Raw genomic sequence first — 17,360 nt, 5'->3', positions numbered from 1 at the left:
TTCTCTCTAAGGGATCTAGTCATGCTCCGTTCCTTGCGCTTCGCCGCCCTGTTTGGCGGCCTTATTTTGAGTGCGTCCGCACTGGCGGTCGATATCGACGCCGCCAGTTATGGCTACCCCTTGACCAATCCGTTCGAGGCGACCATTGCGACGACACCGCCGGACCTGCGTCCGGAATTGCCGCTGGACGATGACATCGACCAGGAAACCCGCACCGTCACGTTGCGCCCGGAGCGTGAGTTCGAATTGCCGGACAACTTCTGGCCTGTAAAGAAACTGACCTATCGCATCGCCACCCAGGATAAAGCCGCACCGCTGATCTTCCTGATCGCCGGCACTGGCGCGCGCTATGACAGCAGCCTCAACGAATACCTGAAAAAGCTCTACTACAAGGCCGGCTACCACGTGGTGCAACTGTCGTCGCCGACCAGCTTCGACTTCATGAGCGCCGCCTCTCGCTTTGCCACACCCGGTATCACCAAGGATGACGCCGAAGACATGTACCGGGTGATGCAGGCCGTGCGGGCACAAAACCCGAAAGTGGCCGTCACCGATTACTACCTGACCGGTTACAGCCTGGGTGCACTGGACGCCGCATTCGTCGCGCACCTGGACGAAACCCGCCGCAGTTTCAATTTCAAGAAAGTCTTGCTGCTCAACCCGCCGGTCAACCTCTACACCTCGATTACCAACCTGGACAGACTCGTCCAGACAGAGGTCAAGGGCATCAACAACACCACCACGTTCTATGAGCTGGTGCTGGACAAACTGACCCGCTACTTCCAGCAAAAAGGCTACATCGACCTCAACGATGCCCTGCTCTATGACTTCCAGCAGTCCAAGCAGCACCTGAGCAACGAACAGATGGCCATGCTCATCGGCACCTCGTTCCGCTTCTCGGCCGCCGACATCGCCTTTACTTCGGACCTGATCAACCGTCGCGGCCTGATCACTCCCCCAAAAACCCCCATTACAGAAGGCACCAGCCTCACGCCGTATCTCAAGCGTGCGCTGCAGTGCGACTTCGACTGCTACATCACCGAACAGGTAATCCCGATGTGGCGCGCGCGCACCGACGGCGGCAGCCTGCTGCAACTGATCGACCAGGTCAGCCTGTACGCTTTGAAGGATTACCTGCACGACAGCCCGAAAATCGCGGTCATGCATAACGCCGACGATGTGATCCTCGGTCCCGGCGACCTCGGTTTCCTGCGCAGGACCTTCGGCGATCGCTTGACCGTTTATCCACTGGGCGGCCATTGCGGCAACCTTAACTACCGCGTCAACAGCGACGCCATGCTGGAGTTCTTCCGTGGCTAAATACCTCCTGCTTATCGCAGCGTTACTCTGTGCAGGCGTCGCCAATGCCGACAACAGCAAAGCCAACGCGCCGGTGGTCATCGACAATGACGGTTTCAAGGAGCCGTTGAGCAAACTCAAATTCAACCCGGGCCTGGATCAGCGCGAATTCGAACGCTCCAGCCTCAACGCACTGAACGTGTACGACCCGCTGGAAGAGTGGAACCGCCGGGTGTATCACTTCAATTACCGCTTCGACGAATGGGTATTCCTGCCAGTGGTCGACGGCTATCGCTACATCACGCCAAGCTTCCTGCGCACCGGCGTCAGCAACTTCTTCAACAACCTCGGTGATGTGCCGAACCTGATGAACAGCCTGCTGCAGTTCAAGGGCAAGCGTTCGATGGAAACCACCGCGCGCCTGCTGCTCAACACCACCATCGGCATCGCCGGCCTGTGGGACCCGGCCACCGCCATGGGCCTGCCGCGCCAGAGCGAAGACTTCGGCCAGACGCTCGGTTTCTACGGCGTCCCGGGCGGCGCCTACTTCGTGTTGCCGATCCTCGGCCCGTCGAACATCCGCGACACCGGCGGCCTGGCCGTGGACTTCACCGCCGAGAACGCAATCAACTTCCTGAACGTCGCCGAAGTCAGCTCCAATCACCCTGAAGTGTGGGTCCTGCGCAGCATCGACAAGCGCAACCAGACCGGCTTCCGCTATGGCCAGCTGAACTCGCCGTTCGAGTACGAGAAGGTCCGCTACGTGTACACCGAGTCGCGTAAGTTGCAGATTGCCGAGTAATTCCGGCAGCAACAAAAAAGGCCATTCGATGGGAGTCGAATGGCCTTTTTCATGCGTTTTTTCCAACACCACAAATCCCATGTGGGAGCTAGCCTGCTAGCGATGAGGCCAGCACAGCCAACATTTATGCCGACTGACACACCGCTATCGCCGGCAAGCCGGTCTCGCTCCCACATTTTCGGACAGTGCAAGGCTTTAGTCTTTGACTGCCTTCCAGATTTTGCTGATGGCCATCACACCCGCCAACACCACCGCACCCGCCACAATCCCCGCCACTGCATTCAACAACGTCGGCACGACAAACCCGGCACCACCCGCCCCCGCACTGACACTTTCGATCCAGTGATGAACCACCGGCACGCCGTGGGTGAGAATCCCGCCGCCCACCAGGAACATCGCCGCCGTTCCGATCACCGACAGGCTTTTCATCATGTACGGCGCCGCACGCAGAATCGCGCCACCGATGCTTTTGGCCATCTGGCCGGGCTTCTGGGTCAACCACAGGCCGAGGTCATCAAGCTTGACGATGCCGGCCACCAGGCCGTAGACGCCGATGGTCATGACGATGGCGATGCCCGAAAGCACGATGACTTGCTGGGTCAGCGACGCATCCGCCACGGTGCCGAGGGTGATGGCGATGATTTCCGCCGAGAGAATGAAGTCGGTGCGGATGGCACCCTTGATCTTGTCCTTTTCGAACGCCACCAGGTCGACCGCGGGATCTGCTACGGCTTCGACCAGTTCCGCATGCTCGGCCTGGTCTTCAGCCTTGCTGTGCAGGAACTTGTGCGCAAGTTTTTCGAAACCTTCGAAGCACAGGTAGGCGCCGCCGACCATCAGCAACGGTGTAACCAGCCACGGAATGAACGCACTGATCGCCAGCGCCGATGGCACCAGGATCAGTTTGTTGAGAAACGAACCCTTGGCGACCGCCCAGACCACCGGGATTTCCCGCTCGGCGCGTACACCGCTGACCTGCTGGGCATTGAGCGCCAGATCGTCGCCGAGCACGCCGGCGGTTTTCTTGGCGGCCATTTTGGTCATCAACGCCACGTCATCAAGTACGGCGGCGATGTCGTCGATAAGCAACAGCAAACTGCTTCCTGCCATGAATCAGGTGCCCTTCTTGAATGAATGCTGCGCAGCATAGCGTGGCCGAGCGCCACACGGGGCATTCTTGAGCGCCGCGCGAGGCCGGTGCTACCATGCGCAACCGCCAGAACAGGCAAGGAACCACCTGGTTTATGAGCACTATCCGCGAGCGCAACAAAGAACTGATCCTGCGTGCCGCCAGTGAAGAATTTGCCGACAAGGGCTTCGCTGCGACCAAAACCAGTGACATCGCAGCCAAGGCGGGTTTGCCCAAGCCCAACGTCTACTACTATTTCAAATCCAAGGAAAACCTCTACCGCGAAGTTCTGGAAAGCATCATCGAGCCCATCCTGCAGGCCTCGACGCCGTTCAATGCCGACGGCGTGCCCAGCGAAGTGCTGAGCGGCTACATCCGCTCGAAAATCCGCATCTCCCGCGACCTGCCCTTCGCTTCCAAGGTGTTCGCCAGCGAAATCATGCACGGCGCCCCACACCTGAGCGCAGACCTGGTCGAACAACTCAACAGCCAGGCCAAGCACAACATCGATTGCATCCAGACCTGGATCGACCGCGGCCAGATCGCCCCCATCGACCCCAACCACCTGATGTTCAGCATCTGGGCCGCCACGCAGACCTACGCCGACTTTGATTGGCAGATCACAGCCATTACCGGCAAGGCCAAGCTGGATGAAGAGGATTATGAAGCGGCGGCGCAGACGATTATTCGGTTGGTGCTCAAGGGGTGTGAGCCGGACTGATAGACCGCGGTGCGGCCATCGCTGGCAAGCCAGCTCCCACAGGTTTCTCTGTTGAATTCAAATTCTGTGATCGACACAAATCTCTGTGGGAGCTGGCTTGCCAGCGATGAAGGCGACTCGGTGCCGCTTCAAACCCAGATGGCATCCCAAAGCGGATAGTCCCCAAGCTTTTCAACAAGCCCGGCCCGCAATGGGTTTGCCACGACATACCGGGCCAACTTCACCAAGTCATCCTCCCGCCTCAACGCCCGGTCGTGAAAACCCTGCTGCCAAAGCGGTCCACCTCTACTTCTCGAAAGATTCACCGCCCTCGTAATCAGGGATTTAGTCTGGCGCATCAGCTTTCTGAGCGAACAGTTTTCCAATTCGACCAGCCAATGAAAATGGTCGGGCATGACGACCCAAGCCAATGATTTTGCCAATCCAAGATCTTGTGCTCGGCGAAATTGATGAACCACCAATCTGCCCAAAGCGAAGTCGGCAAAAATCGGCTCGCGATCCAAAGTGTTGGTGGTCAGTAAATAGATTCGGTTGGGTTCGGCATAGCGCCCCGTTCGCAGGCGATGTGAAGCGGGTAAATCTGGCATTCCTTTGCTTCTCTCATAATGGGTTCATGAAAGGCTAGCCCCGGAAATGCCGGATGATGATGCAGACTTTTAGCTGGATGTGTCTGGTAGAAAGCCATCGCGGGCAAGCCCGCTCCCACAGGGTCTGTTGGTGCACATGAATTCTATGAACATCCGCGATCCTTGTGGGAGCGGGCTTGCCCGCGATAGCAATGTGTCAGTCAGCGCAAATCAAGCACTCACCCCCGCATCCGCCCGCAACCCCAACGCCTCGATCGCATTAATCGCACACTGCTCATCAACATCCGACAGATCCCCGCTGATCCCCACCGCTCCCAGCACATTCCCGTCCTGATCCCGAATCAATACACCACCCGGTGCCGGCACCACACTGCCCTGCCCCAGACTGTTCAAAGCCGCAATAAACGCCGGACGTTGCTGGGCGTCCAGCGCCAGCAGGCGTGAGCCTTTGCCCAAGGCGATGGCGCCCCAGGCTTTGCCGATGGCGATTTGCGGTCGCAGCAGGCTGGCGCCGTCTTCGCGTTGCAGCGAGAGCAGATGCCCGCCGGCATCCAGCACGGCGATGGTCAACGGGGCCGCGGAAATTGCACGCGCGGCGGAGATGGCCTGACTGGTCAGGTTGACTGCCACTTTCAAGGTTAAAGCGCTCATGGTGCCGTCCTCATTTTGTTATAGGGAAAGCGGATGGGCTGCGCGGTTGTGCCGCAGACCGATGCAACAAATAGAACACAATGAGTTATATTTTTGTATACAATAATTATCGAAAAGCGCCACATGCGACGAAAAGCCACAGCAGAACAGGCTTCCGACGAATGAAACAGTCGCTTGAGAAAATGGATTGACCTGCGCCGTCCGCCGTGAATACACTCTGCGCAAAGCCACTTGTATACAATTACAAAACGTAAGAGGCACAAAACCATGAGCAAAATGAGAGCAATCGAAGCCGCCGTTCTGGTGATGCGCCGTGAAGGGGTTGATACCGCTTTTGGCATCCCGGGCGCCGCGATCAACCCGCTGTACAACGCCTTGCAGAAGGTCGGTGGCATCGATCACGTCCTCGCTCGCCACGTTGAAGGCGCCTCGCACATGGCCGAGGGCTACACCCGCACCAAGGCCGGCAACATCGGCGTGTGCATCGGCACCTCCGGCCCGGCCGGTACTGACATGGTCACCGGGCTCTACAGCGCCTCGGCCGACTCGATCCCGATCCTGTGCATCACAGGGCAAGCACCCCGCGCCCGGATGCACAAGGAAGACTTCCAGGCTGTCGACATCACCAGCATCGTCAAGCCAGTGACCAAGTGGGCAACCACCGTTCTGGAACCGGGCCAAGTGCCTTACGCGTTCCAGAAGGCTTTCTTCGAAATGCGTTCCGGCCGCCCAGGCCCGGTGCTGATCGACCTGCCGTTCGACGTGCAGATGGCCGAAATCGAATTCGACATCGATGCCTACCAGCCGCTGCCATTGGCCAAGCCGAGCGCGACCCGCGTTCAGGTGGAAAAAGCCCTGGCGCTGCTCGATCAGGCCGAACGCCCACTGCTGGTAGCCGGGGGCGGCATTATCAATGCCGACGCCAGCGACTTGCTGGTGGAGTTCGCTGAGCTGACCGGTATCCCGGTGATTCCAACCCTGATGGGCTGGGGCACCATTCCGGATGATCACCCGCTGATGGTCGGCATGGTCGGCTTGCAGACCTCGCACCGCTACGGCAACGCCACGATGCTGAAATCCGACGTCGTACTCGGCATCGGTAACCGTTGGGCGAACCGTCACACCGGCTCGGTCGACGTGTACACCGAAGGCCGCAAGTTCATTCACGTCGACATCGAAGGCACTCAGATCGGCCGCGTGTTCACCCCGGACCTGGGCATTGTGTCCGACGCCGCTGCCGCGCTGACCGTGTTCATCGAAGTCGCTCGCGAATGGCAGGCCGCCGGCAAACTGAAAAACCGCAGCGCCTGGCTGCAAGATTGCCAGCAGCGTAAAGCCAGCCTGCAGCGCAAGACGCATTTCGACAACGTGCCGGTCAAGCCGCAGCGCGTGTACGAAGAGATGAACCAGGTGTTCGGCAAAGACACCTGCTACGTCAGCACCATCGGTCTGTCGCAGATTGCCGGCGCGCAGTTCCTGCACGTCTACAAGCCGCGTCACTGGATCAACTGCGGTCAGGCAGGCCCGTTGGGCTGGACCATTCCGGCAGCGCTGGGCGTGGTCAAGGCCGATCCGACCCGCAAGGTCGTGGCACTGTCGGGCGACTATGATTTCCAGTTCATGATCGAAGAGCTGGCCGTGGGCGCGCAGTTCAAGCTGCCGTACATCCATGTTGTGGTAAACAATTCGTACCTGGGGCTGATTCGTCAGGCTCAGCGCGGTTTCGACATGGACTACTGCGTGCAGCTGTCCTTCGATAACCTGAACGCTCCGGAACTCAATGGTTACGGTGTCGATCACGTCGCGGTCGCCGAAGGCCTCGGTTGCAAGGCGCTGCGTGTGTTCGAACCGGGTCAGATCCAGCCTGCCCTGCGCAAGGCTCAGGAACTGATCGAAGAGTTCAAGGTGCCGGTGATCGTCGAGATTATTCTGGAGCGCGTGACCAACATTTCCATGGGCACCGAGATCAACGCCGTCAACGAATTCGAAGACCTGGCGCTGGTTGGCAACGATGCGCCGACGGCGATTTCGTTGCTGGACTAACAGCTGAACGCTCCTACAGAGGGGCCACACACATATACGGGAGACCACCATGCCGCGTTTCGCAGCCAACCTGTCCATGCTGTTCACCGAACAGGATTTTCTCGCCCGTTTCGAAGCGGCCGCCAAGGCCGGCTTCACTGGCGTGGAATACCTGTTCCCTTACGACTTCAGCTCCGCCGAGATCAAAGCGAAGCTCGACGCCAACGGCCTGACCCAAGTGCTGTTCAACCTGCCGGCCGGTGACTGGGCCAAGGGCGAGCGCGGTATCGCCTGCCTGCCGGACCGGGTCGAAGAGTTCCGCGCCGGTGTCGATCTGGCCATCGCTTACGCAAAAGTACTGGGCAACACCCAGGTCAACTGCCTGGCCGGTATTCGTCCACAAGGCGTCGACGATGCCACCGTGGAAAAAACCTTTGTCGCCAACCTCAAGTACGCGGCCGACAAGCTGCACGCGGCGGGCATCAAATTGGTGATGGAAGCGATCAATACCCGCGACATCCCGGGTTTCTATCTGAACAACACGGCGCAAGCCCTGTCGATTCGCGAGCAGGTCGGCAGCGCCAACCTGTTCCTGCAATACGACATCTACCACATGCAAATCATGGAGGGTGACCTGGCCCGCACCATGGCCGCGCACCTGGGCGAGATCAACCACATCCAGTTGGCCGACAACCCTGGGCGCAACGAACCGGGCACCGGTGAAATCAACTACCGCTTCCTGTTCGAACACCTGGACCGCATCGGTTATCAGGGTTGGGTTGGCTGTGAATACAAGCCGCTGACCACCACGGAAGCGGGTCTGGGCTGGCTGAAAACCCACAACGCAATCTGACGCTGACGCAGGACCACTGTGGCGAGGGAGCTTGCTCCCGCTGGGTCGCGCAGCGGCCCCAAAGCCATCCACAGTGGTGCATCAGGCAGAACCGGAACTCAGGTTTTGCGACGGCTTCGCAGTCGAGCGGGAGCAAGCTCCCTCGCCACAAGGTGTGTCGCGAAAAATAATTGGCAAGACAAAAACAAGAGGAATTTCTCATGGCTAAAATCGGATTTATCGGCACCGGCATCATGGGCCACCCAATGGCGTTGAACCTGCAGAAAGCCGGTCACAGCCTGTTCCTGTCGGCGCATCACGACGCCGCGCCTGCCGACCTGGTCGCCGCAGGCGCCATCGCCCTCGCCAACCCGAAAGAAGTCGCGCAAGAAGCCGAATTCATCATCGTCATGGTGCCGGATACCCCGCAGGTCGATGACGTACTGTTCCGCGCAGACGGCGTAGCGGCCGGTGTGGGCAAAGGCAAAATCGTGATCGACATGAGCTCGATCTCGCCCACCGCCACCAAAACCTTCGCGTCCAAAATCAACGAAAAAGGTGCGCAGTACCTCGACGCACCCGTGTCCGGCGGCGAAGTCGGTGCCAAGGCTGCGACCCTGAGCATCATGGTCGGTGGCGATGCCGACGCCTTCGAACGCGCACTGCCGCTGTTCCAGGCCATGGGCAAAAACATCACCCTGGTCGGTGGCAATGGCGATGGGCAAACCGCAAAAGTGGCGAACCAGATCATCGTTGCGCTGAACATCCAGGCCGTCGCTGAAGCCCTGTTGTTCGCCTCGAAAAACGGTGCCGATCCAGCCAAGGTACGTGAAGCGCTAATGGGTGGTTTTGCGTCATCGAAGATCCTCGAAGTGCACGGCGAGCGCATGATCAAAGGCACCTTCGACCCGGGCTTCCGCATCAGCCTGCACCAGAAGGACCTGAACCTGGCCCTGCAAGGCGCCAAGGAGCTGAACATCAACCTGCCGAACACCGCCAACGCCCAGCAAGTGTTCAGCACCTGCGCGGCCATCGGTGGCAGCAACTGGGATCACTCGGCGCTGATCAAGGGTCTGGAGCACATGGCGAATTTCTCGATTCGCGATAAATAACGCCCTGCACAAAACCCTGTGGGAGCGGACTTGTGTGGCGAGGGAGCTTGCTCCCGTTGGGTCGCGAAGCGGCCCCAAAAGCTTTGCGACTGCTTCGCAGCCGAGCGGGAGCAAGCTCCCTCGCCACACAGGCTAGCTCCCACAGGAACCCGAGTTGCCCTTCAAATAACAAGAATTCCGGGAGCCCGCCATGTCGGTCGATCCGCAACAATTCCTGCGCGAGCTGTTTGCCACAGCCATCGACGCGGCCCATCCGCAGCACGTCCTTGAAGCCCATTTACCCACCGATCGCAGCGGTCGGGTGATCGTCATCGGTGCCGGCAAAGCCGCAGCCGCCATGGCCCAGGTGGTCGAGCGCTGCTGGCAGGGTGAAGTGTCCGGTCTGGTGGTAACCCGCTACGGTCACGGCGCCCCGTGCGAAAAAATCGAAGTGGTCGAAGCTGCGCACCCGGTGCCGGATGCTGCCGGCCAAGCGGTCGCCAAGCGCGTCTTTGAACTGGTGAGCAACCTGACTGAAGACGACCGCGTAATCTTTCTGCTTTCGGGCGGTGGCTCGGCATTGCTGGCCCTGCCCGCTGCCGGCATCACCCTCGCCGACAAGCAATCGATCAACAAAGCCCTGCTCAAATCCGGCGCGACCATCGGCGAGATGAACTGCGTGCGCAAGCACCTCTCGGCGATCAAGGGCGGCCGCCTCGGCAAAGCCTGCTGGCCAGCCACCGTTTACACCTATGCGATTTCCGATGTGCCGGGCGACCTCGCCACGGTCATTGCCTCCGGCCCTACCGTGGCCGACCCGAGCACCTCGGCCGAAGCCCTGGCGATCCTCAAGCGCTACGCTATCGAGGTTCCGGCCTCGGTGCGCAACTGGCTGCAAAGCCCCGAATCGGAGACGGTCAAACCCGGCGATCCGAGCCTGGCGCGCAGTCACTTCCAATTGATCGCCCGTCCACAACAGTCGCTTGAAGCCGCAGCGGTGAAAGCACGTCAGGCCGGCTTCAGCCCATTGATCCTCGGCGATCTCGAAGGCGAGTCCCGCGAAGTGGCCAAGGTGCACGCCGGCATCGCGCGGCAAGTGGTCTTGCATGGCCAGCCATTGTCGGCGCCGTGCGTGATTCTGTCGGGTGGCGAAACCACGGTCACCGTACGCGGCAATGGCCGGGGCGGACGTAACGCCGAATTCCTCCTCAGCCTGACCGACAGCCTCAAGGGCCTGCCCGGCGTCTACGCGCTGGCCGGTGACACCGATGGCATCGACGGCTCCGAAGACAACGCCGGCGCGATCATGAACCCGGACAGCTACGCCCGCGCCGCCGCACTCGGTCTGAGCGCCAGCGACGAACTCGACAACAACAATGGCTACGGCTATTTCGCGGCGCTGGACGCACTGATCGTCACCGAGCCGACGCGCACCAACGTCAACGACTTCCGCGCCATTCTGATTCTCGAGAGCCCTAAACATGACGCCTGATAAAAAGGTCAAAATCCTCGCCACCCTCGGCCCGGCCACCGATGGCCTCGAAGACATCCGCGAGCTGGTACAGGCCGGGGTCAACATCTTCCGGCTGAACTTCAGCCATGGCGATCACGCCGACCACGCCCAGCGCTATCAGTGGATTCGTGAAGTCGAGCGTCAGCTGAATTACCCCCTGGGCATTCTGATGGACCTGCAAGGCCCGAAACTGCGGGTCGGCAAGTTCGCCGAAGGCAAGGTGCAACTGCATCGTGGCCAGGCCCTGCGCCTGGACCTCGACCCGACACCGGGCGATCAACGCCGGGTCAACCTGCCACACCCGGAAATCATCGCTGCGCTGGAGCCGGGCATGGACCTGCTGCTGGACGACGGCAAACTGCGTCTGCGCGTGGTCACCAAGTACGCCGACGCCATCGACACCACGGTGCTCAATGGCGGTGAGTTGTCGGACCGCAAAGGGGTGAACGTGCCGCAAGCGGTGCTGGAACTGAGCCCGCTGACCGCCAAGGATCGTCGTGACTTGAGTTTCGGTCTGGAGCTGGGTGTGGACTGGGTCGCGCTGTCGTTCGTGCAGCGCCCGGAAGATATCCGCGAAGCGCGTGAACTGATCGGCGACAAAGCATTTTTGATGGCCAAGATCGAGAAGCCGTCAGCGGTCACTCAACTGCGGGAAATCGCTGAATTGAGCGACGCGATCATGGTTGCCCGTGGCGACCTCGGCGTCGAAGTGCCGGCCGAAAGCGTGCCGCAGATTCAGAAAAACATCATCAGCATTTGCCGCGAGCTGGGTAAACCGGTGGTGGTGGCGACGCAGATGCTCGAGTCGATGCGCTTCTCCCCGGCCCCGACCCGCGCCGAAGTCACCGATGTGGCCAACGCCGTGGCCGAAGGTGCGGATGCGGTGATGCTGTCGGCGGAAACCGCGTCCGGTGAGTACCCGATGGAAGCCGTGCAGATGATGAGCAAAATCATCCGCCAGGTGGAAAACGGTCCGGACTATCAGACGCAACTGGACGTGAGCCGGCCGAAAGCTGAGGCGACGGTTTCCGATGCGATCAGCTGTGCGATTCGTCGCATCAGTAACGTGCTGCCGGTGGCCGTGCTGGTGAATTACAGCGAATCGGGTGCGTCGAGCCTGCGTGCGGCGCGGGAACGGCCGACCGTGCCGATTCTGAACCTGACGCCGAACTTGCAGACGGCTCGCCGCTTGACGGTCGCGTGGGGCGTGCACTCGGTGGTGAATGATCGACTGCGCCAGGTGGATGAAGTGTGCTCGACGGCGCTGGAGATTGCGCAGGCGCAGGGCATGGCGCAGCGCGGGGACACTTTATTGATTACGGCGGGTGTGCCGTTTGGGCAGCCTGGGTCGACTAACTCGTTGCGTATCGAGACGTTGATTTAAAGAACTACCCCTGTGGCGAGGGAGCTTGCTCCCGCTCGGCTGCGTAGCAGTCGTCTTCGGCATGACGGATTCCACAGAGAAACCGCATTCACCGATTTTGGGGCTGCTTCGCAGCCCAGCGGGAGCAAGCTCCCTCGCCACAGGGTTTATGCAAGACCTTGGTTTTTCCCACTGCCCTAGACTTCATCATGCCTGCCAACCACTTCAACACCCACTGCCCCGACTGGGCGACTGCCCTGCTCAACGGTTTCAGCCAGATCTTCCTCCAGCGCCATCCGCTGTGCGGCCTGCTGTGCCTGTTGGCGATTCTTTTTACCGCGCCAACCCTGCTCGGCGGTGCCCTGCTGGGCGGCGTCGCCGGTTTGCTCACCGCGCAACGTCGCGACTACGCCAAGGTCGATCGTCAGGCCGGGCTGTTCAGTTACAACGGCGTTCTGCTCGGCTTGCTGCTGAGCCTGTATTTCCCTTGGTCCGCGCTGTTACCGCCGCTGATCATTGCCGCTGGCGGACTGAGTGCCATGCTTACCCAGCAATGCTTGAAACGCGCCCGCGACCATCATTGCCTGCCGGCCTACACCGCGCCCTTCGTCGGCATGAGCTGGTTGCTGCTGTCGTTTGCCGGGCCACAACACCCCGCGCCGCTGATCGAAATGAACACGCTCAACCTGCTCGCCGCCCCCCTGAAGGGACTCGGTCAGGTGATGTTTCTCGGTCATCCGCTGGCGGGTGCACTGATTGCCGCAGGCTTGCTGATCGCCGACCGCCGCGCGTTTTTGTGGGCATTGCTGGGCTCCGTTGCCGGACTCGGGTTCGCCTTGCTGCATCACGAAACGTCAACCGCGCTACCGGGACTGGGCGGTTACAACGCCGTGCTCGCCGCCCTCGCCTTCAGCGGACAACACCGCCGGCCCTGGTTGCCACTGCTGGGCATTGCCCTTGCCGTATTGCTCACACCGGGCTTCGCCGCGCTCGGTCTGGCCACGTTGACCGCGCCGTTCATCCTCGCCTGCTGGCTGATCCGCGCCGGCATTCGCGTGCTGCGCCAGGCCGCCGTCGACAGTGCGCCTTGCGCTACCGGGGAGAATCACCCTAGGCTTCGCTGATTCTCGATTCAGGCGTTTTCCATGGACAGCAGCAAAAACTGGCGTGAAGACCTTTACGTCATGGTTTTCCAAAGCGACACCAAGGCCGGACGGCGCTTCGACGGCATCCTGCTGTTGATCATCCTCGCCAGCATCATCATCGTGATGCTCGACAGCATCGACACCGTCCACAAGAACTACGCCAACGTGCTGGCGTACATCGAGTGGGGCTTCACCGTCATCTTCGCCATCGAATATGGCCTGCGGCTCTACTGTTCGCCGAAGCCATTACGTTACGCGTTCAGCTTTTACGGACTGGTGGATTTGCTGGCGATCGTGCCCGGTATCCTCGCGCTGTATTACGCCGATGCGCAGTATTTGCTGATTATCCGGATCATTCGGATGCTGCGGATTTTCCGCGTGCTCAAGCTCAGTCCTTATCTGAAACAAGCCAATTACCTGATGTCTGCGTTGCGCGGCAGCAAGCAGAAGATCGTGGTGTTTCTGGTCAGCGTCTGCACGCTGGTGACGGTATTCGGCACCCTGATGTATGTGATCGAAGGCCCGGAACACGGCTTCACCAGCATTCCGAAAGGTATCTACTGGGCTATCGTGACGCTGACCACCGTAGGCTTTGGCGACATCGTGCCTAAGACGCCGCTGGGTCAGGTGATTTCGTCGCTGGTGATGATCACCGGTTACTCGATCATCGCGGTGCCGACGGGCATTTTCACCGCGGAGCTGGCCAACGCCATGCGCGGTGAACAGTTGCAACACGACTGCCCGGTGTGCAAGAAAAACAGCCACGAGCATGGCGCTGCATTTTGCTCGCGGTGCGGCAATGCTCTGTTCAAGAAACTGGAATAAGCAAAGTGCTTTTTAATCTTTAAAGGACTATGCGAGCGCAGTTATAGTCGCTGGCAAAATGCCTCACTTTTAATTTAGAACAAGGAATGCGCAGTGAAAAAACTCTTTGGCGCCTCACTTCTGGCCGCTGGCCTGGCACTGACCAGCGTGGCTCAAGCCGCACCGACTCTGCTCAACGTTTCCTACGACGTGATGCGCGATTTCTACAAGGACTACAACGCTGCCTTCCAGAAACACTGGCAAGCCGAGCATAACGAAAACATCACCCTGCAGATGTCTTTTGGTGGTTCCAGCAAACAGGCGCGCTCCGTGATCGACGGCCTGCCGGCTGACGTCATCACCATGAACATGGCCACCGACATCAACGCTCTGGCGGACAACGGCAAACTGGTTCCGGACAACTGGGTCACCCGCCTGCCGAACAACAGCGCGCCGTTCACCTCGGCAACGGTGTTCATCGTGCGCAAAGGCAACCCGAAAGCCCTGAAAGACTGGCCGGATCTGCTCAAGGATGGCGTGCAAGTAATCGTGCCAAACCCGAAAACCTCCGGCAACGGCCGCTACACCTATCTGTCGGCCTGGGGTTATGTGCTGAAGAACGGCGGTGACGAGAACAAGGCCAAAGCCTTCGTCGGCAAACTGTTCAAACAAGCGCCAGTGCTCGACACCGGTGGCCGTGCCGCCACCACCACGTTCATGACCAACCAGATCGGCGACGTGCTGGTGACCTTCGAAAACGAAGCGGAAATGATTGCCCGCGAGTTTGGCCGTGACCAGTTCGAAGTCATCTACCCAAGCGTCTCCGCCGAAGCCGAGCCGCCGGTGTCTGTGGTCGACAAAGTGGTCGAGAAGAAAGGCACCCGCGCTGCCGCCGAGGAATACCTGAAATACCTGTGGTCGCCGGAAGGTCAGGAAATTGCCGCCGCCAACTACCTCCGTCCCCGTGATCCGGCGGTACTGGCCAAGTACACCGATCGCTTCCCGAAAGTGGATTTCCTGTCGGTGGAGAAGACCTTTGGTGACTGGCGCACCGTGCAGAAGACTCACTTCAACGATGGCGGGATTTTTGATCAGATTTACAGCGGCCAGTAATTCCTGAGCGCAATGAAAAAGGCGACTTGAGAAGGTCGCTTTTTTTGTGGGCGTTTTTTGCCAAGCCACAGAACCACTGTGGGAGCAAGCCTGTGTGGCGAGGGAGCTTGCTCCCGCTGGGTCGCGAAGCGGCCCCAAAGATTTGCGACTGCTTCGCAGCCGAGCGGGAGCAAGCTCCCTCGCCACAAAGGCTCGCTCCCATAGGATTTGCGACAGGCAGCTACATCGGCGGCGTCACGCCATCCTTGCCGGCCGAAATCGACTGCGCCGTCAGCGTCCCGTCGGCACTCTGCGTCACGAACGTCACGATCTTCACGCCCACTTTCAGCAAGCTGCGATCCCCTGGCAACAGGTTCACAATCGGCACATCCTCCGGCACCAGAATCTTCTGCTGACCACCCTTGTAGTTGACGGTCAGCACACGGCCGTTGCTGACCACCAGATCACCGACGCTGCCATTGGTCATGCTGCTGCCCTTGGCCAGATCGAAGGGCCGATGGCCGTCGCCGCTGCCGGCCAGCTCCGGTGGGAAGACATGGACTTCCAGGGCTTTGAGCGAGCCGTCTTCCTGCGCAATGGCCGCCGAGCCTATGTAACTGCCGGGCTTAATATCTTCGATATTGGCCAAGGTGACGGCCCGGACCTTGGTGTCACTGGTCAGGTGGATATTCACGTTATCGCCACTGTTGACGTGAACTTTCAAGACGTCGGGGCTTACCCCGGTGATCTCGCCGCGTACGCCGATGCGCATGCCCGGCGCGTCGGCCGCCTGGGCGAGACTTGCCATAAACAACCCGATCAAAGCGCCGCAAATCAGGTGACGGAACATCGCGTTCATGAAAGTGCCCTTCCGGTTGTGAATCGTGAAGAGAGAACATAAGCACGCTATCGAACAAGATGTAAGTGAATGTATCATCAGACTTCGAAATTCTGGCGCATGGCTCATCGGCACACGGCACACGCCGGCGTCACTCATTCCGCAATGGAATGATTGCTATCACTCCAATCCCACTTCCGCCGTTCCGGCCAGCCGCTTAGCCTGCACGCATTCCATTTTGCTCAGCGAGACACGTTATGAATCCAGCGAACCAGGCGCAACACGGCGCCGCGACAATGACCAAAGGCATGGTGCTGCTGTTCGCCTTTTGCTGCGGCGCCATTGTTGCCAACATTTACTACGCCCAGCCGATCATCGGCCTGATCGCGCCGGACATTGGCCTGACCAACACCATGGCCAGCCTGATCGTTTCGCTGACCCAGATTGGTTACGCACTGGGCCTGTTCTTCCTGGTGCCGCTGGGCGATCTGCTGGAAAACCGCCGGCTGATGATCATTACCACGCTGGTGGCGATTGCCAGCCTGTTGGGCGCAGCGTTTACCGATCAACCCAACGTGTTTCTGTTGATCTCGCTGCTGGTGGGGTTCAGCTCGGTGTCGGTGCAGATCCTGATTCCACTGGCCGCGCACCTGGCCCCGGAAGAGACTCGTGGCCGGGTGGTCGGCGGAATCATGGGCGGTTTGCTGCTGGGTATTCTGTTGGCGCGGCCGGTGTCCAGCGTTGTGGCGGATCACTTCGGCTGGCGCGCGATGTTCGTGATCGCAGCCGTGTTGATGGCAGCGATCAGCATCGTGCTGGCCGTGACGATTCCCAAACGCCAGCCGGATCACAGCGCCTCTTATGGCCAATTGCTGGGCTCGCTGTGGACGCTGTTGCGCCAACAACCGGTTCTGCGTCAGCGCGCGTTTTACCAGGGTTGCATGTTCGCCACGTTCAGCCTGTTCTGGACTGCCGTGCCGCTGGAACTGGCGCGCAATCACGGCCTGTCGCAAACCCAGATCGCGATCTTCGCTCTGGTGGGAGCCATCGGTGCGATCGCCGCGCCGATCGCCGGTCGACTGGCTGACGCCGGCCACACCCGCATCGCTTCGCTGTTGGCCCTGCTGTTCGCCAGCCTGAGCTTCCTGCCAGCGTTCATCCATCCGGCCTACAGCGTCATTGGCCTCGCCGTCACCGGTGTGGTGCTCGACTTCTGCGTACAGATGAACATGGTCCTTGGCCAACGCGCGGTCTACGCCCTGGACGCCAAAAGCCGCAGCCGCTTGAATGCGCTGTACATGACCAGCATTTTCATCGGCGGCGCGTTTGGCTCCTCGGTCGCCAGTGCGGTGTATGAGCACGGCGGCTGGTTGTGGATCGTGATTGTAGGCAGCGCATTCCCGTTGTTGGCGCTGTTGCGGTTCTTGAGTGTTTCGCGGGAGCGTTCATTGGCGACGGTATAGCGTGTCAA

16 protein-coding genes are annotated in these 17,360 nt (G+C 60.0%); 12 read left to right on the top strand and 4 right to left on the bottom strand.

The annotated features are described in order from the left end of the window. Positions 1–21 precede the first annotated feature (21 nt). Positions 22–1,320: a serine/threonine protein kinase gene (locus tag KJF94_RS05015; RefSeq protein WP_214381618.1), complete on the top strand. Its 1,299-nt coding sequence runs from the start codon at positions 22–24 to the stop codon at positions 1,318–1,320. Beyond that, the gene (locus KJF94_RS05010) at positions 1,313–2,101 is read left to right on the top strand and encodes an MlaA family lipoprotein (RefSeq protein ID WP_214381616.1); all 789 of its coding nucleotides are present in this window, start codon (positions 1,313–1,315) and stop codon (positions 2,099–2,101) included. The genes KJF94_RS05015 and KJF94_RS05010 overlap by 8 nt, the downstream gene beginning before the upstream one ends. Before the next feature lie 195 nt (positions 2,102–2,296). Here KJF94_RS05010 and KJF94_RS05005 read toward each other — a convergent pair whose 3' ends face one another. Then, a complete protein-coding gene (locus tag KJF94_RS05005) occupies positions 2,297–3,211 on the bottom strand; it encodes a DUF808 domain-containing protein (RefSeq protein WP_214381614.1) in 915 nt (304 codons plus the stop codon). Positions 3,212–3,345: 134 nt separating this feature from the next. On the opposite strand from KJF94_RS05005, the gene KJF94_RS05000 reads away from it, so the two are divergent. Continuing rightward, positions 3,346–3,951, top strand: coding sequence for a TetR/AcrR family transcriptional regulator (locus tag KJF94_RS05000; RefSeq protein ID WP_008039884.1), 606 nt, complete (start codon positions 3,346–3,348; stop codon positions 3,949–3,951). 128 nt (positions 3,952–4,079) lie between these two features. Here KJF94_RS05000 and KJF94_RS04995 read toward each other — a convergent pair whose 3' ends face one another. Both KJF94_RS04995 and KJF94_RS04990 read right to left on the bottom strand, forming a co-directional pair. Further along, complete coding sequence (locus tag KJF94_RS04995; RefSeq protein ID WP_214381612.1) at positions 4,080–4,538, bottom strand: REP-associated tyrosine transposase; 459 nt, start codon at positions 4,536–4,538, stop codon at positions 4,080–4,082. Positions 4,539–4,748: 210 nt separating this feature from the next. Beyond that, positions 4,749–5,189 (bottom strand): GlcG/HbpS family heme-binding protein, encoded by a 441-nt coding sequence (locus KJF94_RS04990; RefSeq protein ID WP_214381610.1) that lies wholly within the window; start codon positions 5,187–5,189, stop codon positions 4,749–4,751. Positions 5,190–5,456: 267 nt separating this feature from the next. Here KJF94_RS04990 and gcl point away from each other — a divergent pair, with 267 nt between their 5' ends. From gcl to KJF94_RS04950, 8 genes are all read left to right on the top strand, one after another. Further along, positions 5,457–7,232, top strand: a complete 1,776-nt coding sequence (gene gcl, locus KJF94_RS04985) for a glyoxylate carboligase (protein WP_214381608.1) — start codon at positions 5,457–5,459, stop codon at positions 7,230–7,232. Between the two features lie 49 nt (positions 7,233–7,281). Beyond that, positions 7,282–8,064, top strand: a complete 783-nt coding sequence (gene hyi / locus KJF94_RS04980; protein ID WP_214381606.1) for a hydroxypyruvate isomerase — start codon at positions 7,282–7,284, stop codon at positions 8,062–8,064. Between the two features lie 200 nt (positions 8,065–8,264). Beyond that, complete coding sequence (locus tag KJF94_RS04975) at positions 8,265–9,155, top strand: 2-hydroxy-3-oxopropionate reductase (RefSeq protein ID WP_214381605.1); 891 nt, start codon at positions 8,265–8,267, stop codon at positions 9,153–9,155. 190 nt (positions 9,156–9,345) lie between these two features. Next, positions 9,346–10,626: a glycerate kinase type-2 family protein gene (locus KJF94_RS04970; RefSeq protein WP_214381603.1), complete on the top strand. Its 1,281-nt coding sequence runs from the start codon at positions 9,346–9,348 to the stop codon at positions 10,624–10,626. Next, entirely contained in the window at positions 10,616–12,031 is a 1,416-nt protein-coding gene (pyk, locus tag KJF94_RS04965) for a pyruvate kinase (RefSeq protein ID WP_084320597.1), read from the top strand. The genes KJF94_RS04970 and pyk overlap by 11 nt, the downstream gene beginning before the upstream one ends. Before the next feature lie 188 nt (positions 12,032–12,219). Beyond that, a complete protein-coding gene (locus KJF94_RS04960; RefSeq protein WP_214381601.1) occupies positions 12,220–13,134 on the top strand; it encodes an urea transporter in 915 nt (304 codons plus the stop codon). A 21-nt stretch (positions 13,135–13,155) separates the two neighbouring features. Continuing rightward, the gene (locus KJF94_RS04955; RefSeq protein ID WP_214381599.1) at positions 13,156–13,980 is read left to right on the top strand and encodes an ion transporter; all 825 of its coding nucleotides are present in this window, start codon (positions 13,156–13,158) and stop codon (positions 13,978–13,980) included. A gap of 93 nt (positions 13,981–14,073) precedes the next feature. Next, positions 14,074–15,072, top strand: a complete 999-nt coding sequence (locus tag KJF94_RS04950) for a sulfate ABC transporter substrate-binding protein (RefSeq protein ID WP_214381597.1) — start codon at positions 14,074–14,076, stop codon at positions 15,070–15,072. A gap of 220 nt (positions 15,073–15,292) precedes the next feature. On the opposite strand, the gene KJF94_RS04945 is transcribed toward KJF94_RS04950, so the two are convergent. Next, positions 15,293–15,910 (bottom strand): hypothetical protein, encoded by a 618-nt coding sequence (locus KJF94_RS04945; protein WP_214381595.1) that lies wholly within the window; start codon positions 15,908–15,910, stop codon positions 15,293–15,295. A 236-nt stretch (positions 15,911–16,146) separates the two neighbouring features. On the opposite strand from KJF94_RS04945, the gene KJF94_RS04940 reads away from it, so the two are divergent. Then, a complete protein-coding gene (locus KJF94_RS04940) occupies positions 16,147–17,352 on the top strand; it encodes an MFS transporter (protein ID WP_214381593.1) in 1,206 nt (401 codons plus the stop codon). The last annotated feature ends 8 nt before the right edge of the window (positions 17,353–17,360 follow it).

Source organism: Pseudomonas hormoni (genome assembly GCF_018502625.1).
Classification (GTDB): Bacteria; Pseudomonadota; Gammaproteobacteria; order Pseudomonadales; family Pseudomonadaceae; genus Aquipseudomonas; species Aquipseudomonas hormoni.
This window is presented reverse-complemented; position numbering and strand designations above follow the sequence as displayed.

Bases quoted from the DNA above. Each gene is read 5' to 3' on its own strand.
- KJF94_RS05015 (WP_214381618.1), top strand. From the start codon at position 22: ATGCTCCGTTCCTTGCGCTTCGCCGCCCTGTTTGGCGGCCTTATTTTG.
- KJF94_RS05005 (WP_214381614.1), bottom strand. From the start codon at position 3,211: ATGGCAGGAAGCAGTTTGCTGTTGCTTATCGACGACATCGCCGCCGTA.
- KJF94_RS05000 (WP_008039884.1), top strand. From the start codon at position 3,346: ATGAGCACTATCCGCGAGCGCAACAAAGAACTGATCCTGCGTGCCGCC.
- KJF94_RS04995 (WP_214381612.1), bottom strand. From the start codon at position 4,538: ATGCCAGATTTACCCGCTTCACATCGCCTGCGAACGGGGCGCTATGCC.
- KJF94_RS04990 (WP_214381610.1), bottom strand. From the start codon at position 5,189: ATGAGCGCTTTAACCTTGAAAGTGGCAGTCAACCTGACCAGTCAGGCC.
- gcl (WP_214381608.1), top strand. From the start codon at position 5,457: ATGAGCAAAATGAGAGCAATCGAAGCCGCCGTTCTGGTGATGCGCCGT.
- hyi (WP_214381606.1), top strand. From the start codon at position 7,282: ATGCCGCGTTTCGCAGCCAACCTGTCCATGCTGTTCACCGAACAGGAT.
- KJF94_RS04975 (WP_214381605.1), top strand. From the start codon at position 8,265: ATGGCTAAAATCGGATTTATCGGCACCGGCATCATGGGCCACCCAATG.
- KJF94_RS04970 (WP_214381603.1), top strand. From the start codon at position 9,346: ATGTCGGTCGATCCGCAACAATTCCTGCGCGAGCTGTTTGCCACAGCC.
- pyk (WP_084320597.1), top strand. From the start codon at position 10,616: ATGACGCCTGATAAAAAGGTCAAAATCCTCGCCACCCTCGGCCCGGCC.
- KJF94_RS04960 (WP_214381601.1), top strand. From the start codon at position 12,220: ATGCCTGCCAACCACTTCAACACCCACTGCCCCGACTGGGCGACTGCC.
- KJF94_RS04955 (WP_214381599.1), top strand. From the start codon at position 13,156: ATGGACAGCAGCAAAAACTGGCGTGAAGACCTTTACGTCATGGTTTTC.
- KJF94_RS04945 (WP_214381595.1), bottom strand. From the start codon at position 15,910: ATGAACGCGATGTTCCGTCACCTGATTTGCGGCGCTTTGATCGGGTTG.
- KJF94_RS04940 (WP_214381593.1), top strand. From the start codon at position 16,147: ATGAATCCAGCGAACCAGGCGCAACACGGCGCCGCGACAATGACCAAA.